Raw genomic sequence first — 14,176 nt, forward strand, 5'->3', positions numbered from 1 at the left:
GGCCTGTTCATCGCCGAGGGCGAGAAGGTCATCCGCCGGGCCAAGGACGCCGGGTACGAGATGCGCTCGATGCTGCTGTCCGCGAAGTGGGTCGACGTCATGCGCGACGTCATCGACGAACTCCCGGCCCCGGTATACGCGGTCAGCCCCGAACTCGCCGAACAGGTCACCGGCTACCACGTGCACCGGGGCGCGCTCGCCTCGATGCAGCGCAAGCCGCTGCCCACGGCGGGCGAACTGCTGCGCACCGCACGCCGGGTCGCCGTCATGGAGTCCGTGAACGACCACACCAACATCGGCGCGATCTTCCGCTCGGCGGCCGCGCTCGGCATGGACGCCGTCCTGCTCTCGCCGGACTGCGCCGACCCGCTCTACCGCCGCAGCGTGAAGGTCTCCATGGGCGCGGTGTTCTCCGTGCCGTACGCCCGTCTCGGCACCTGGCCCAAGGGGCTGGACTCGGTCCGCGAGGCCGGCTTCACCCTGCTCGCCCTCACCCCGGACGAGAAGGCGGCCTCCCTGGACGAGGCCGCCCCCCACCGGATGGACAGGGTCGCCCTCATGCTCGGCGCCGAGGGCGAAGGCCTGTCCACCCAGGCCCTGGTGGCCGCCGACGAGTGGGTCCGCATCCCCATGTCCCACGGCGTCGACTCCCTCAACGTGGGCGCGGCGGCAGCGGTGGCCTTCTACGCGGTGGCGACGGGCCGCCCCAACCCGTAACACGCCCCGGCCGGCCGGCCCCGCGCGCCGCGACGGGCCTCGGCACCGCCCTTCGCCCCGCCCGGCCCCGCGCGCCGTGACGGGCCTCGGCGCGTGCCGCTACGCCGCCGGAACTCGGCCGCAGGGCCCGGTGCGATGGGGGCTGGCGCGGGCGGGCGTGCGGCCCCGTGCCGGTCGCCGGCGTGCGCCGCCGGCCGGTTCGACGCCGCTCGCGACGCGAACGCGGAGACGGCCGGCCCGAAGGTACGGTCGCACGGCCCAGCGGGCCGACGGGGAGCCGGGCCCTGCGCCTCGCGCTACCGCGCTGTGCGCGGCGCCGTCGCGCCGGAACCGCCGCCCGTGGCGGACCGGATCTCCGTGCCGGAACCGTCCGCCGTGTCCGTCGGCCCCGGGCCGACATCGCTCGCCGCGCCCGTCTGCCCCGGGGCGTGCTCCTGGGCGACGCGTACGCCGTCCTCGTCGGGCAGGCCCCGGGAAGGGCCCTGGCAGCCCTGGGCCGCCGCGATGCCGAGGGCGACCAGGAGGGTCACCACCACGAACACGAACAGACGCTGACGCAGCAGCCGGGGATTGGCCGGGCGCAGGCCCGTGGAGGTGCCGCGCCGGTCCGGCCGCCCGCCGCGCGGCACGGGCCGGCCGCCGCCCGTGCGGGAACCGGTCCGGGACGTCGGCGTCGGCCGGGAACCCCCGGTACGGGACGGTGTGCCGGCGCCGCGGCCCCGGGACCCGCCGCCCCGCGGCCCGGGCATGCCGGGGGAGGAGCCCTGCGGCCGCCGGGGCGCCCGCTGCTGCTCGGACCGTCCGGAGCGCGGCCCGTCGAGGTGGGCGGCGCGCTGCTGCTCGGGATACGTGTCGACGAGCCGCCCGGTCGGACGGTCCGCCTCGGCCGCGCGCGGCGCGGGCGGCCGCGCGTCGCCGAGACCCTGCGCCTCCCGCGCGGCGATCTCCTTCAGCCGCAGCGACAACTGCAGCGTGCTCGGCCGCTCCTCGGGGTCCTTGGCCAGACAGGCCCGCACCAGCGGGCCCAGCGCGTCCGGCACGCCGTGCAGATGGGGCTCCTCGTGCACCACCCGGTACAGCATCACCTCGGAGCTGCCGTGCCCGAACGGCGAGTCCGCCGTCGAGGCGTACGCCAGCGTCGCGCCCAGCGAGAACACGTCGGTGGCCGGCGTGACCACCGCCCCCCGCACCTGTTCGGGGGCGAGGAACCCGGGGGAGCCGACCGCCGTGCCGACGTGCGTGAGCGTGGACGCGCCGGTGGCCCACGCGATGCCGAAGTCGATGATCCGCGGCCCCTTGGGGGACAGCAGGATGTTCGAGGGCTTCAGATCCCGGTGCACGACCCCGGCCTCGTGCACGGCCACCAGCCCCTCGGACAGCGCGGCCCCGATCGCGGCCACCTCCGCCGCGCTCAGCGCACCCTCGTCGGCCACCTTGTCGTGCAGGGACGGCCCGGGCACGTACTGCGTGGCGAACCAGGGGCGGTCCGCCTCCAGGTCCGCGGCCACCAGCCGCGCCGTGCACCCGCCCCGGATCCGCCGCGCCGCGGAGACCTCGCGGGCGAACCGCGACCGGAACTCCTGGTCCTCGGCCAGATCCGGCCGGATGACCTTCAGGGCGACCCGCTGGCCCTTGCGGTCGGATCCGAGGTAGACCACGCCCATTCCGCCCGCGCCGAGCCGTCGGTGAAGCCTGAACGAGCCGACGACACGCGGGTCCTCGCGCCTCAGGCGCATCATCGCCATGTTCATCCCCGCTGCCCGGTCCCTGTGACGAGCCACAGCTTACGTTTCCGGGGCCGTTCGCGCGCAGAGGCCGCGCCCTCTCCACCCGATCGATTGTCGGTACGGGACACCACAATTGAAGGTCGGTCAGGAACCGGGACCGGCCAGCAGGCGCACACCCTTCTTGATCCCAACCGCCGGTGACACAAAGGACGTTGATCAGCCCGGGCCCGATCTTGCGCGCACCGTCCGGCGCGCGTGACGCGGTGCGCGCGGACAGCGTGCGGCGGTGGGCGGAGCGGTGCGCCGGACCGTGAGAAAGGTGCGCCGGAGCGGAGTGGAAGTGAGCGAAGTCACCACCGCGGGGACGGAAAGCCGGGCACACCGGACGCCCCCTCCGGGAAGACCCCGAGAGCCGGATCCCCGTCTCCACCCAGGGGAGTAGTCCCCAGGTCACGGCTCATCCTCCGGGAGGCCCGCCAATCGGTACGAGGGCATGACGACCGGCGCCCCCCGCGCGCCTAGATTTGAGGTCAAGCGGCGGGTGCAGCACTCGTCCCCCGAGGTCAGACACCCGCCGCTGCCAACGACAACCGAGACGGTCAGGAGAGGGACCATGGCCCACACGGCACCGCGGACGCTGCTCCGCACGCAGGGACGCTTCGCACGCCCCCGCCGTACGGGCCGCCGCCACCCACTGGTGGCGACGGTGATGGCCCTTCCCCTGGCGGCCCTGCTCCTGCTGGTCTTCGACGGCTGGAACACAGTGGCCACACAGGCGTCGTCCGTGGGCGTGATGCTGGGGCGCTGAGCGGCGACCCCAGGCCCGGAAGAGCGGTCCGGGCGGGGACATCCACCCATGAAACCCCGTGGGGACGGGGGTGCGGCGGACGGCAGGATGCCGGCGCAGCTGGGGAGCTGCGCCGGCATTGTCCTTCCCGGGGGCGTCCGGGCCCGGCTCACGTAGGCTCGCCGTCGCCGCCGTACCCCAGGAGTTCCCGTGACCGCCGACGCCCTGTTGCCCGAGCTGGCCGCACAGGCCGCCGGGGCGGCCCACCGCGCCGCGGACCGCTGCCCCTGCACGGCCGCCGTCCTCGCCGACCGGCCCGACGCCGCCGTCGTACGCCACGCGGGCGTCGTCGCCAAGGCCCACGCCCCCGGCACCGACCCGGCCGCCCTGGCGCTCCGCCTGACCACGGCCGCCGCCCTCCCCGGCATCTTCCTGCCCCCGCTCACTCCGGCCGCCGTACCTCTCGCCACCCCGATCCCCGTCCCCCGCGGCACCCCCGCCCGCCGAACTGCCCCTGCGATCGCCCCGGACCGCCACCACCGCGACTGCCGGCACCCCGAGCAGTCCGAGCAGCCCGAGCACCCCGAGCACCCCGAGCACCGCCCCACCCCCCATCCCCGCCTCATGACCCTCTGGCCCCACGGCACCCCCGTCGACCCCGAGGACCCCGACGCCGCCCCCTGGGAAGCCGCAGCCGCGCTCCTGGCCCGTCTGCACCGCGGCCCCGTACCGCCGGCCCTGCCGCCCATGCGCGGCCCCGCGAAGGCCGCCCTGGCCGTGGCCCGGCTCCGCGCCACCGCGCCCGGCCGCTCCGCCGCCCGTCCCGTCGAGCGCGCCTGGGCCACGCTGCCCGCCTGGGCGCGTGACGAGGCGCCCATGCCCGGCGGGGGTGCCCTCTGCCACGGCGACCTGCACCTCGGCCAGCTCGTCCGGCACCCGGCGCCGGGCGGCCCCTGGCTGCTCATCGACGTCGACGACCTCGGCGTCGGCGTACCGGCCTGGGACCTGGCCCGGCCCGCCGCCTGGTACGCCTGCGGGCTGCTGCCGCCCGAGGAGTGGACCCGCTTCCTCACCGCCTACCGCGCGGCCGGCGGCCCCGCCGTCCCGGCGGAGGGCGACCCATGGCCGGCCCTGGACGTCCCGGCCCGCGCCCTCACCGTGCAGACCGCCGCGCTGGCGATCGTCAGGGCGACCCGGGACGGCCGCCCGCTGGACGAGATCGAACTGGCCGTCGTGGACGCCTGCGACCGAATGAGCGGCCTCCCGCCGGAGTTGGACGACGGCCTGGCGAAGTAGGGTGCAACCGACCGGAGCCGGACAGAGTCTGTCCTGGCGAGAACCGAAGCAGGACCGACCGGCGAGGAGTTGAGCCGACCATGCAGTGTCCGAAGTGCCACGCGCCGATGCACACCTACAACCGCAACGGCGTCCAGATCGAGCAGTGCAGCGGCTGCCGCGGCATCTTCCTGGACTACGGCGAGCTCGAGGCGCTGACCCGCCTGGAGTCCCAGTGGTCCCAGCCCGCGCCGCCGCCCGCCCCACAGGCCTACCCGGCCCCGCCCGCCCCCGCCTGGGGAGCCCCGCACGGCGGCCACCACGGCGGCGGGCACGGTCACTACGGCCACCACCGCCACAAGAGCTTCGGGCACATGCTCTTCTCGTCCTGACGCCCGGGACGACGAAGCCCCGGCCGTGGGAAACGGCCGGGGCTTCGGTGCGTGTGGACGATACTGGGATTGAACCAGTGACCTCTTCCGTGTCAGGGAAGCGCTCTCCCGCTGAGCTAATCGTCCTCGGGACCACGACCACTCCGGGGAGCCGGTCATGGACACTGCGTGCGCGATACTGGGATTGAACCAGTGACCTCTTCCGTGTCAGGGAAGCGCTCTCCCGCTGAGCTAATCGCGCGGGTGGAAGCCCTGGGGCTTCAGTGGACGATACTGGGATTGAACCAGTGACCTCTTCCGTGTCAGGGAAGCGCTCTCCCGCTGAGCTAATCGTCCTTGGAGGTGGAGACGGGATTTGAACCCGTGTAGACGGCTTTGCAGGCCGTTGCCTCGCCTCTCGGCCACTCCACCAGGAGTGCGGGGACCCGTGGATCCCCTCTTCCTTCGAGCGGACGACGAGGCTCGAACTCGCGACCTCAACCTTGGCAAGGTTGCGCTCTACCAACTGAGCTACGTCCGCCTGTCGTTTCGGTGCGCTTGCGCGTCCCGGCGACGTGTTGAACTCTAGCGGATTCCCGGGCCAGTACAAAAACGCGTTTGTGCAGCGTGCTGCGGTGCGTCCGCCGGAGCGCCTGGTCAGGTGCCGGGAGGGACACGCCCGGACCGCCGGCAGGGCGCCCGCCATAGACTCGGCCATGTGCTCCACCTGCCTCCTCTCGCCCGCTTCGGCGACCGCCTCGCCACCGGTCTGGCCGACGTCACCAGCGATCCCGCGGCCCTGGACTCCACCGGCTTCTGGGCCGTCGCGGCCGACTACGAGGGCCGGCTGACCTGCGCCCGCTTCCGGGACGTGAGGGAGGTCCCGGTGCCCGCCGTCGTCCCCGGCCGGTGGCGCGGTCCGGGCGCCGGCGACTGGACGTCCTCCATGGACCGCGCCGCGTACACGTCCGGTGTGCGCCGTATCCACGACCGCATAGCGGCCGGCGAGGTCTACCAGGTCAACCTCTGCCGCGTGCTCTCGGCCCCGCTGGCGCCCGACGCCGACGTGGACGCCCTGACCTCCGTGCTGGCCCGCGGCAACCCGGCGCCGTACGCCGGAACGATTCGGCTGCCGGAGCACGGCGTGGAGATAGCCACCGCATCCCCCGAGCTGTTCCTGCGCCGCCGCGGACGCGTCGTCGAGTCCGGCCCGATCAAGGGCACCGCCCGCACCGAGGCGGAACTGCTGCCCAAGGACCACGCCGAGAACGTGATGATCGTGGACCTGGTCCGCAACGACATCGGGCGCGTGTGCACCACCGGCAGCGTCACCGTGCCCGAACTGTGCGCCCTCGAGAAGCACCCGGGCCTGGTCCACCTCGTTTCCACGGTCCGGGGCGAGCTGCTCCCGGACGCCGGCTGGCCCGAGCTCCTCGACGCCGCCTTCCCGGCCGGCTCGATCACCGGCGCGCCCAAGTCGAGTGCCCTGAGGATCATCGACGCCCTGGAGACCGCGCCCCGCGGCCCCTACTGCGGCGGCATCGGCTGGGTCGACGCCGACCGGGGCACGGCCGAGCTGGCCGTCGGCATCCGCACGTTCTGGATCGACCGCGCCCCGGACGGCGCGGCCGTGCTGCGCTTCGGCGCGGGCGCCGGCATCACCTGGGACTCCGACCCCGAAGGCGAGTGGCGGGAGACCGAGCTGAAGGCGGCCCGCCTGCTCGCGGTAGCGTCGGGGACGTACGAGGAGACTGGAGAGGGACTGTAGACGTGAAGATCTGGCTCGACGGCGGGCTGCGGGACATCGAGTCCGCCCGTGTCTCCGTCCTGGACCACGGCCTGACCGTGGGCGACGGCATCTTCGAGACCGTGAAGGCGGCCGGCGGCAAGCCGTTCGCGCTCACCCGCCACCTGAACCGGCTGACCCGCTCCGCGCGCGGCCTCGGCCTGCCCGACCCCGACCACGACGAGGTCCGCCGCGCCTGCGCCGCCGTCCTCGAGGCCAACCCGATGCCGCTCGGCCGGCTGCGCATCACCTACACCGGCGGCCACGGCCCCCTCGGCTCCGACCGCGGCGACCAGGGCCCGACCCTGGTGGTCGCCCTCGGCGCCACCACCCGCCGCCCCGACTCCACCGCCGTCGTCACCGTCCCCTGGACGCGCAACGAACGCGGCGCCCTCACCGGCCTGAAGACCACCTCGTACGCCGAGAACGTCGTCGCCCTCGCCCGCGCCCACGAACACGGGGCGTCCGAGGCACTGTTCGCCAACACGGTCGGACAGCTCTGCGAGGGCACCGGCTCCAACGTCTTCGTCGTCCTCGACGGCGAGATCCACACCCCGCCACTCGCCTCCGGGTGCCTGGCGGGCATCACCCGCGAACTCGCCGTGGAGTGGACCGGCGCCAGGGAGACCGACCTGCCGCTGGACGTCCTGGAACGGGCCGACGAGGTCTTCCTCACCTCCACCCTGCGCGACATCCAGGCCGTGCACCGCGTCGACGGCCGCGAACCGGCGGGCGCGCCGGGCCCGGTGACCGCCAAGGCGATGCGGATCTTCGACGAGCGGGCCGGGGACGACCTGGACCCCTGATCCGCGGCGGGCGGGAGGTCTACGGGCACGGGACCACGGCAGGCCGCGGAAATCCGGCTGACTCGGCGGGCCTTCGGGGGTAGAACTCCCCTGATGACCACGACCCTGCGGCCGCTCGAGCCGCTTCAGCAGCATCCCGACGGCACCCGTTCGCGCCGCTACCAGGTGTGCGTCAACAGCCGCCCCGTCGGCGCCGTGCACCTCGCGACGCACCCCGTCTTCGGGCCGGCGGTCGCCCGGCTGCTCGATCTGCGCATCGAGGAGCCGGACCGCCGCCGCGGCCGGGGCACGGTGGCCGCGCTCGCCGCCGAGGAGGTGGCGCGCGACTGGGGCTGCAAGCGCATCGAGACCTCCGTGCCCGCCGACGCCGAGGCCGCCGTACGGCTCGTCACCGCGCTCGGCTACGTCCAGCGCAACCGCGGCATGGAGAAGCAGCTCGGCCCGGGCGCCCCCGAACTGCCCCCCGGCACCCGGGGCAGAGCGCTCACCGACGCCGAGTACGGGCCCTGGCTCGAACAGGGCAAGGCCGGCTACGCCCAGAGCTGGATCGACCGCGGCGTGCCCCCGGAGCAGGCCTGGGCCAAGTCCGAGGACGACCACGCCAGGCTGCTCCCGCGGGGACCGGCGACCCCGGGCATGCTGCTCAGCGTCCTCGAGCACGAGGGCACCCCGGTCGGGACCCTGTGGCTCGCGGTCGCCGACGACAAGGCCTTCGTCTACGACGTCGAGGCCGACGCGCGCTTCCGCGGCCGGGGCCACGGCCGCTCCCTGATGCTGCTGGCCGAGCGGCAGGCGCTCGCGGCGGGCAGACAGGTCCTCGGCCTGAACGTCTTCGCCGGCAACACCCCGGCGGAACGCCTCTACGCCTCCCTCGGCTACGAGCCGGTCCTGTACGCCATGTACAAGGAACTGCTCTAGCCGGAAAGCCGGAAAGCCGGAAAGAGTGCCCCGGCTCCCGCGGAGGCGAGTGCCCCGGCTCCCGCCGGAGGCGAGTGCCCCGGCCCCTTCAGCCCTGCTCGGCCAGCAGCCGGTCCACGATCTGCTCGACCCGCTCGCGCAGGCCCTCCTGGCTCTTGCCGCCGTCCAGGCGCTCACCGCCGACGACGTAGGTCGGCGTGCCCGTCACGCCGATCGCCTTGCCCTCGGCCTGGTCGGCGTCCACGATCAGAATGTGCCGGCCGTCGATCAGCGCGGTGTCGAACTCCTCGGCGTCCAGGCCCAGTTCACCGGCCACGGAGACCAGCAGCGACTCGCCCCCGCGGTCCAGCTCCGCCACCCGGCCGAGCACCGCCTCGACGTACGGCCACAGCTTCCCCTGCTCGGCGGCCTCCTCGGCGGCCTGCGCGGCGGCGAAGGCGTGCTTGTGCTTCTCCAGCGGGAAGTGCCGCAGGCGCAGCTCCAGCCGGTCGCCGTAGCGCTCGCGCAGGGCGCGCAGGTCGTCCAGCGCGGTGCGGCAGTCGGGGCACTGCAGTTCGCACCACACGTCGAGAACGGCCGGGATGAGGGCGGGGGAGGGGTCGCTCATGGGCCCAGTCTCCCAGGCCGGGCGCGGGCGCACCCAACCGGGATCAAGGCCGCGGGGGGCCCGCGCGGGAGGCGACCCCGAGACGACCCCGAGATGTCCCGGACGCCGACCCCGATATCGGCCCGGAGATCGGCCGGCGGCATGGCCTCACGGGGTGGCGGCGGTGCAGGATGGAAGGGACGAACCACCCGACCCGGTGAGCCCTGCCTGGAGGACCGGATGATTGCCGAGACCGTCTGCTCCGCCGTCTCCGCGGCCGGCCTGGGCATCGCCGCGGTCACCGCGTACCGCAGGCGCTTCCTCTCCGCCGCCCGCATCGCCGCCTACTCCCTGGTGCCCGTCGCCCTGGTGATGACCGGCGTCGTCGGCTGGCTGGCCGACACCGCCTTCAGCCCGACCGCCTGGGCCGGCTTCGGTCTGCTCGGCTGCGCCTGGGTGCTCTTCGCCACGACCCGCGCGGTGGAGCGGCGCCGCGGCGGCACCCGCAAGGAGCGCAGAGCCGCCGCCCGCGGGACGGAGCAGAGCGGCGGCGCGGTGGCCCCGGCCGCCTCGGCGCCCTCCCTGCCCCAGGCGGGACCGCCCGCGACCCGTCCCTCCGGCCGCGCGGCCGCCGCGCCCCGCTCCGACGACGACTTCAGCGACATCGAGGCCATCCTCAAGAAGCACGGCATATGAGCCCCGCGGCATGAACCCCGCGTGACGACGGGGAGGACACGGAGCGTCCACCCGGAAACGACACAGGGTGTCCGCGGCGCGGCCGGAACCGTTCAGGTACGGCCCGAAGCGAAACGAAGATCACGGGATCCGGCGAACTCCCGCATAATCCTGGCGTGTTGATCGCCCAGGGGGTGTCCGCTGCGTCATCATCACCGCGAGATGGTGGACACGACACAGAGCGAGGCCGCGCCGCAGCAGGACGAGCCGCGCGGGTGCCTCTTCGCCCTATCCCAGCCGCCGCTGATGATCTTCCTTGCGGTGATCGGGTGTCTGCTGCTCATGGCTGCGTTGCACGACCTGCTGTTGCTGTGAGCCATAACCGTGGGTCCTCGGCGTCACCCGCCGGGGGCCGACGACACGCCGTCCACGGCCCGGGCGTCAGCCGGTGGCCTCCTTGCGGCGCGCGCGGTACGCGGCCACGTGCAGCCGGTTGCCGCACGTCCGGCTGTCGCAGTACCGCCGCGAGCGGTTGCGGGAGAGGTCGACGAAGGCGCGCCGGCAGTCCGGCGCCTCGCAGCGCCGCAGCCGCTCCTGCTCCCCGGCCACCACGAAGAAGGCCAGCGCCATCCCGCAGTCGGCGGCCAGGTGGTCGGCGACCGAGGCGCCGGGGGCGAAGTAGTGCACGTGCCAGTCGTAGCCGTCGTGGTCCGTCAGCCGGGGAGTGGTGCCCGCCGCGGCGACGAGCTCGTTGATCATCCCCGCGGCCGTGCGGGCGTCGGGGGCCGCGAAGATCCCTGCGAACCGGCCGCGGATCCTGCGCACCGCCGAGAGGTCGAAGTCCGACAGCGTTCCGACATCACTGATCTTGTGGGTCCGTACGAACTCCGTGAGCGCGGCGACTCCGGGCAGCCCGTCGGGCGCCGTGTCGTCCTCCGGTGCGGTGTTCACCAGATCCACCACGGTCTCCAACGCGCACCGGGTGTCGTGGGTGATCAGCACGTTTCGCTCCCTGCCCTGGGGATCGGGCACACGCCCGCCGATGCAGGCCGATGGTAGTGGGTCCGCCGCCGCCCGAGCAGTGCCCGGAGCCGGACGGGCCACCGGTCCGGCCACATCGGGCCCCCCGGTCCGGTGCGCGAGGCTGACCGTCAACCGCCGGTCACCCTGTGCGACGGCCCGGTACGCACACCGGCACCGACCCGTGGCGGGCCGGTGCCGGTGCATCCCGTATGCGGTTGTCCTGGCCCGAGCCGTCTCCCCGAGTGGACGGCAACGGGCAGCTCGATGGGCCGCGAGGGCCGGCCGTCAACTTTCCGCGAGGATGTGCGAGAGCTCCTGATCCAGATCGAAGTGCCGGTGCTCCGTGCCGGGCGGCACGGCGGCGTCGGTCCGCTTCAGGAAGGATTCCAGGGCCCGCGCCGGGGCCTCGAGCAGAGCCTCGCCCTCCGGAGAGCTCAGGGCGATGCACACGACGCCCTGGCCATGACTGCGCGACGGCCAGACTCGGACGTCGCCGGTTCCGGTGGGACGGTGAAGCCCCTCGGCGAGGAGGTCGCGGGCGAACACCCACTCGACGGTCTCCTCGGCTCCGGTGTGGAAGGTGGCGTGCACGGCGTAGGGGTCGGCCGTGTCGTACCGCAGGCCTGCGGGGACAGGCAGGGAGGACTCGCTCGACACAACGAGGCGCAGGTGCAGCTCGCAGCTGACCGTGGTGTTCATAAGCGCCAGGGCCTTTCGCTCAGTGTGCGCTCGGGGATTCGCACGTCGGCGAAATCGACATGCCACCTACGGTGCCGTTGTAAACCCCTCTGAGTGTTTTGCATGGCTTTACGTAACTCTTCCGGCCGAGAACCTGTTCGCTCGGTACGTCCATTACGGTGACTTGTTTCTCTCCGGTAGTGTCGAGGACATGAATACGGGGAGTGACGATCCGGGCGGTGGTGCCATGGTGTCGGACAGGGCGAAGGGCCGGACGGGGACCGGCCGCGCCGGCCGGGCCGACGGGACCGAGGAGGCCGGGACGGCCGGGGACGCCGAGGAGGCGCCGCGGCGGCAGGGCCTCGGCTCCCGCGCGCCCGAATTCGTCCGGTCACGCCCCGTGCTGCACCTCAGCTGGCAGGTCGGGGTCTTCGTCGTCGGGCTCGCGGTCGTCGGCGCCGGCGTCGTCATGCTCCCGCTGCCCGGACCTGGCTGGGTGGTGATCTTCGGCGGCATGGCGATCTGGGCGACCGAGTTCGTCTGGGCCCAGCTCGTGCTGCGCTGGACCAAGCGCAAGGTCACCGAGGCGGCCCAGCGGGCCCTCGATCCCAAGGTGCGCCGCCGCAACATCGCCCTGACGGTGATCGGCCTGGTGATCGTCGGGGTCCTGCTGGGGTTCTACGTGTCGAGGTTCGGCTTCACCATGCCGTGGAACATCCCCGATCAGTGAGCGCGCGCCGCCGATCGTCCGGGGCCGGTGGGGTCCGGTCCCGGGCATCCGCTGACATGCGGTAATGTTCTTCCTGCGCCCGGGCGATTAGCTCAGTGGGAGAGCGCTTCGTTCACACCGAAGAGGTCACTGGTTCGAACCCAGTATCGCCCACCCGGACCGGCGGCCCGTCTGCGATCACGCGGACGGGCCGCCGTCGTATAACCACCGGACGGTGACCTTCCGTTACTCGTGACGACGTGTGAAGAGGCGCGCGGACCGATCCGGCGAAGAGCGTCTTTCGGTCCGCGGCGCTTTCCAGGAGTACTTCCCCGTACCGGCCCAGGCGGAAATCCCCGGCGTTTTCCAAAACGCCGTCACATTCCTTTGCCCGTAAGCGAGGAGAGGCTGATCCGCAATCACATACGGGCTGGTGGGGAAGCGCCGCCGCACGGGCGGCGGCGCTCGCGCCCAGTGTGGTCCGCGTCACGTCGCACGGCATGAGTACGCGTACTCAGATGCCCGGGGAGCGCGGCGGACGCGGGCAGACTGAGGGCCATGGACTGGACCCACTACCGCTTCCGCAGTCTGTGGTCCCTGCCCGCGCCGCCGGCCGCCGTGTACGGGGCGCTCGCGCGCCTGGAGGACTATCCGCGGTGGTGGCCACAGATCCGGGAGGTACGCGAGGTGCGGCGCTCCGGCGAGGTGACCGGCGTCGTCCGGATCCGCTCCGTACTGCCGTACGACATCACCGTCACCGCGCGCGAGGTGCGCCGGGACCGGGCGGCCGGCGTCCTCAAGGTCGCGATGACCGGCGACCTCGACGGCTGGGCGCGCTGGACCCTCACCGCGCACGGCGCCGGCACCCTCGCCCGCTACGACCAGGCGGTCCGGGTGAACAAACCCCTGCTCAGGCACTTCGCCGTGCCGGGCCGACCCGTCTTCCGGCTGAACCACCGGCTGATGATGCGCGCCGGACGGCGGGGCCTGGCGGCCCACCTGGAAGCGGTTTGAAGGAAGGCCGCCGACACCTGTATTGTTCAGTGCGTTCCCGGGCGATTAGCTCAGTGGGAGAGCGCTTCGTTCACACCGAAGAGGTCACTGGTTCGAACCCAGTATCGCCCACCGGGAAGGCCGGTCCGCACAGGCGGACCGGCCTTTTGCATGGTCGCGCGCGTGGTCACGCGGCCGCCGCCGGCAGCTCCGGGCGCAGCGGCCACGACGGGTCCACGGTCTCCTCCGCCCCGCTGCGCGCGAACCACGCCTGCAGGCCGCGCGCCTGCGCCGCGTGCCAGCCCGTCTGCAGGGTGTGCAGTTCGGCCGGAGACAGCCGGTCCAGACGGGTCGCGAAACGGCGGCCGAGCGCACGCACCACCTCCAGCGCGGCCAGCGCGTCCGCCGCCGCGTCGTGCGCGTCCTGGAGCACCACCTCGTAGTGCGCGCACAGGTCGGTGAGCGTGCGCCGGCCCTTGCGGTAGCGGTCCAGATGCTTGTCCAGCACCCGCGGATCGAGCACGCACAGCGGCGACGACTCGAACCAGCGGTCCAGCGACGACGCCCGGTGCCGGCGCAACTCCCGGTCCAGCAGCGTCAGATCGAACGGCGCGTTCATCACCACCAGCGGCCGGCCCAGTGCCGCCTGCTCCGCCAGCTCCTCGGCTATCTCGTACATCACCGGGGCCGGCCAGCGCCCGTTGCGCTGCAGATGGTCCTCGGTCAGCCCGTGCACCGCCGTCGCCGCCTCCGGCACCGGCACGCCCGGGTTCACCAGCCAGCGGGCCATCCGCGGCCGGGAGCCCGGAGCGTCCTGGACGACGACGGCGGCCGACACGATCCGGTCGGTCTCCACGTCGACGCCCGTGGTCTCCGTGTCGAAGGCGGCCAGCGGCCCCTCGTACCAGCAGCACGTCATGTCGACCACAACTCCTCGCTCACCCACGGCAGCTGACGCACCGTCTTCTGCCCGTTTGGTGATACCCGGGCTGTTTGCGCCGTACGCCGGAAGGACACAACAGGAATACGGGTCTTTGCAGTTCACAGGCCCATGACGGGGACTCACCCGGCAATTCCTCCGGCGTGGAAGGCTGTTGGTCATGGCGATAGCGCAGCCCGAGCGGG

16 protein-coding genes and 7 tRNA genes are annotated in these 14,176 nt (G+C 73.3%); 13 read left to right on the forward strand and 10 right to left on the reverse strand.

The genetic code is table 11. From position 1 onward, the window contains the following. Positions 1-717 (forward strand): TrmH family RNA methyltransferase (locus IE249_RS22255; RefSeq protein WP_229859013.1); only part of this gene is annotated, 717 nt, incomplete at its 5' end. Positions 718-1,013: 296 nt separating this feature from the next. Here the strand turns inward: IE249_RS22255 and IE249_RS22260 are convergent. Beyond that, on the reverse strand, positions 1,014-2,468 hold the full coding sequence (locus tag IE249_RS22260; protein WP_189707166.1) for a serine/threonine-protein kinase: 1,455 nt from the start codon (positions 2,466-2,468) through the stop codon (positions 1,014-1,016). Between the two features lie 589 nt (positions 2,469-3,057). On the opposite strand from IE249_RS22260, the gene IE249_RS22265 reads away from it, so the two are divergent. The 3 genes from IE249_RS22265 (at position 3,058) to IE249_RS22280 (ending at position 4,898) form a co-directional block, all read left to right on the forward strand. Beyond that, the gene (locus IE249_RS22265; RefSeq protein WP_189707168.1) at positions 3,058-3,252 is read left to right on the forward strand and encodes a hypothetical protein; all 195 of its coding nucleotides are present in this window, start codon (positions 3,058-3,060) and stop codon (positions 3,250-3,252) included. 189 nt (positions 3,253-3,441) lie between these two features. After that, entirely contained in the window at positions 3,442-4,527 is a 1,086-nt protein-coding gene (locus IE249_RS38135) for a phosphotransferase (RefSeq protein WP_229859015.1), read from the forward strand. Between the two features lie 80 nt (positions 4,528-4,607). After that, positions 4,608-4,898: a TFIIB-type zinc ribbon-containing protein gene (locus IE249_RS22280; protein ID WP_189707170.1), complete on the forward strand. Its 291-nt coding sequence runs from the start codon at positions 4,608-4,610 to the stop codon at positions 4,896-4,898. Between the two features lie 54 nt (positions 4,899-4,952). On the opposite strand, the gene IE249_RS22285 is transcribed toward IE249_RS22280, so the two are convergent. The 5 genes from IE249_RS22285 to IE249_RS22305 all read right to left on the reverse strand — a co-directional run bounded on the left by IE249_RS22285 (position 4,953) and on the right by IE249_RS22305 (position 5,418). Continuing rightward, positions 4,953-5,024 (reverse strand) — tRNA-Val (locus IE249_RS22285). A gap of 43 nt (positions 5,025-5,067) precedes the next feature. Further along, positions 5,068-5,139, reverse strand: a tRNA-Val gene (locus IE249_RS22290). Positions 5,140-5,162: 23 nt separating this feature from the next. Continuing rightward, positions 5,163-5,234 (reverse strand) — tRNA-Val (locus IE249_RS22295). A gap of 1 nt (position 5,235) precedes the next feature. Then, positions 5,236-5,309 (reverse strand) — tRNA-Cys (locus IE249_RS22300). A gap of 36 nt (positions 5,310-5,345) precedes the next feature. After that, positions 5,346-5,418 (reverse strand) — tRNA-Gly (locus IE249_RS22305). A gap of 177 nt (positions 5,419-5,595) precedes the next feature. On the opposite strand from IE249_RS22305, the gene IE249_RS22310 reads away from it, so the two are divergent. From IE249_RS22310 to IE249_RS22320, 3 genes are all read left to right on the forward strand, one after another. Then, positions 5,596-6,645 (forward strand): chorismate-binding protein, encoded by a 1,050-nt coding sequence (locus IE249_RS22310; RefSeq protein ID WP_189707172.1) that lies wholly within the window; start codon positions 5,596-5,598, stop codon positions 6,643-6,645. Between the two features lie 2 nt (positions 6,646-6,647). Next, positions 6,648-7,469 (forward strand): aminotransferase class IV, encoded by an 822-nt coding sequence (locus IE249_RS22315; protein ID WP_189707174.1) that lies wholly within the window; start codon positions 6,648-6,650, stop codon positions 7,467-7,469. Between the two features lie 93 nt (positions 7,470-7,562). Further along, on the forward strand, positions 7,563-8,387 hold the full coding sequence (locus IE249_RS22320; protein WP_189707176.1) for a GNAT family N-acetyltransferase: 825 nt from the start codon (positions 7,563-7,565) through the stop codon (positions 8,385-8,387). An 88-nt stretch (positions 8,388-8,475) separates the two neighbouring features. Here the strand turns inward: IE249_RS22320 and IE249_RS22325 are convergent, their stop codons facing one another. Next, positions 8,476-8,994 carry a DsbA family protein gene (locus IE249_RS22325; RefSeq protein WP_189707178.1) on the reverse strand — a complete coding sequence of 173 codons (519 nt, stop codon included), beginning with the start codon at positions 8,992-8,994 and terminating at the stop codon, positions 8,476-8,478. Between the two features lie 219 nt (positions 8,995-9,213). Here IE249_RS22325 and IE249_RS22330 point away from each other — a divergent pair, with 219 nt between their 5' ends. Both IE249_RS22330 and IE249_RS22335 read left to right on the forward strand, forming a co-directional pair. Then, a complete protein-coding gene (locus tag IE249_RS22330) occupies positions 9,214-9,669 on the forward strand; it encodes a hypothetical protein (RefSeq protein WP_189707180.1) in 456 nt (151 codons plus the stop codon). Between the two features lie 201 nt (positions 9,670-9,870). After that, positions 9,871-10,023 carry a hypothetical protein gene (locus IE249_RS22335; protein ID WP_189707182.1) on the forward strand — a complete coding sequence of 51 codons (153 nt, stop codon included), beginning with the start codon at positions 9,871-9,873 and terminating at the stop codon, positions 10,021-10,023. A 66-nt stretch (positions 10,024-10,089) separates the two neighbouring features. Here the strand turns inward: IE249_RS22335 and IE249_RS22340 are convergent, their stop codons facing one another. Further along, complete coding sequence (locus IE249_RS22340; protein ID WP_189707183.1) at positions 10,090-10,650, reverse strand: CGNR zinc finger domain-containing protein; 561 nt, start codon at positions 10,648-10,650, stop codon at positions 10,090-10,092. A gap of 306 nt (positions 10,651-10,956) precedes the next feature. Beyond that, entirely contained in the window at positions 10,957-11,370 is a 414-nt protein-coding gene (locus IE249_RS22345) for an SsgA family sporulation/cell division regulator (protein ID WP_004002642.1), read from the reverse strand. 190 nt (positions 11,371-11,560) lie between these two features. Here IE249_RS22345 and IE249_RS22350 point away from each other — a divergent pair, with 190 nt between their 5' ends. The 4 genes from IE249_RS22350 to IE249_RS22365 all read left to right on the forward strand — a co-directional run bounded on the left by IE249_RS22350 (position 11,561) and on the right by IE249_RS22365 (position 13,183). After that, positions 11,561-12,079 carry a TIGR02611 family protein gene (locus tag IE249_RS22350; protein ID WP_189707185.1) on the forward strand — a complete coding sequence of 173 codons (519 nt, stop codon included), beginning with the start codon at positions 11,561-11,563 and terminating at the stop codon, positions 12,077-12,079. An 81-nt stretch (positions 12,080-12,160) separates the two neighbouring features. Next, positions 12,161-12,232: transfer RNA gene (locus IE249_RS22355), tRNA-Val, on the forward strand. A 384-nt stretch (positions 12,233-12,616) separates the two neighbouring features. Next, the gene (locus IE249_RS22360; RefSeq protein ID WP_189707187.1) at positions 12,617-13,072 is read left to right on the forward strand and encodes an SRPBCC family protein; all 456 of its coding nucleotides are present in this window, start codon (positions 12,617-12,619) and stop codon (positions 13,070-13,072) included. A gap of 39 nt (positions 13,073-13,111) precedes the next feature. After that, positions 13,112-13,183: transfer RNA gene (locus IE249_RS22365), tRNA-Val, on the forward strand. A 55-nt stretch (positions 13,184-13,238) separates the two neighbouring features. On the opposite strand, the gene IE249_RS22370 is transcribed toward IE249_RS22365, so the two are convergent. Next, complete coding sequence (locus IE249_RS22370) at positions 13,239-13,970, reverse strand: 3'-5' exonuclease (protein ID WP_189707311.1); 732 nt, start codon at positions 13,968-13,970, stop codon at positions 13,239-13,241. Positions 13,971-14,176: the final 206 nt, after the last annotated feature.

Source organism: Streptomyces anandii JCM 4720 (assembly GCF_014650655.1).
Classification (GTDB): domain Bacteria; phylum Actinomycetota; class Actinomycetes; order Streptomycetales; family Streptomycetaceae; genus Streptomyces; species Streptomyces anandii.

What these genes read in the sequence shown, in the direction of transcription:
- IE249_RS22330 (WP_189707180.1), top strand. Translation starts at nt 9,214, where the DNA reads ATGATTGCCGAGACCGTCTGCTCCGCCGTCTCCGCGGCCGGCCTGGGC.
- IE249_RS22370 (WP_189707311.1), bottom strand. Translation starts at nt 13,970, where the DNA reads ATGACGTGCTGCTGGTACGAGGGGCCGCTGGCCGCCTTCGACACGGAG.
- IE249_RS22325 (WP_189707178.1), bottom strand. Translation starts at nt 8,994, where the DNA reads ATGAGCGACCCCTCCCCCGCCCTCATCCCGGCCGTTCTCGACGTGTGG.
- IE249_RS22360 (WP_189707187.1), top strand. Translation starts at nt 12,617, where the DNA reads ATGGACTGGACCCACTACCGCTTCCGCAGTCTGTGGTCCCTGCCCGCG.
- IE249_RS22345 (WP_004002642.1), bottom strand. Translation starts at nt 11,370, where the DNA reads ATGAACACCACGGTCAGCTGCGAGCTGCACCTGCGCCTCGTTGTGTCG.
- IE249_RS22350 (WP_189707185.1), top strand. Translation starts at nt 11,561, where the DNA reads ATGAATACGGGGAGTGACGATCCGGGCGGTGGTGCCATGGTGTCGGAC.
- IE249_RS22265 (WP_189707168.1), top strand. Translation starts at nt 3,058, where the DNA reads ATGGCCCACACGGCACCGCGGACGCTGCTCCGCACGCAGGGACGCTTC.
- IE249_RS22335 (WP_189707182.1), top strand. Translation starts at nt 9,871, where the DNA reads ATGGTGGACACGACACAGAGCGAGGCCGCGCCGCAGCAGGACGAGCCG.
- IE249_RS22260 (WP_189707166.1), bottom strand. Translation starts at nt 2,468, where the DNA reads ATGAACATGGCGATGATGCGCCTGAGGCGCGAGGACCCGCGTGTCGTC.
- IE249_RS22280 (WP_189707170.1), top strand. Translation starts at nt 4,608, where the DNA reads ATGCAGTGTCCGAAGTGCCACGCGCCGATGCACACCTACAACCGCAAC.
- IE249_RS22320 (WP_189707176.1), top strand. Translation starts at nt 7,563, where the DNA reads ATGACCACGACCCTGCGGCCGCTCGAGCCGCTTCAGCAGCATCCCGAC.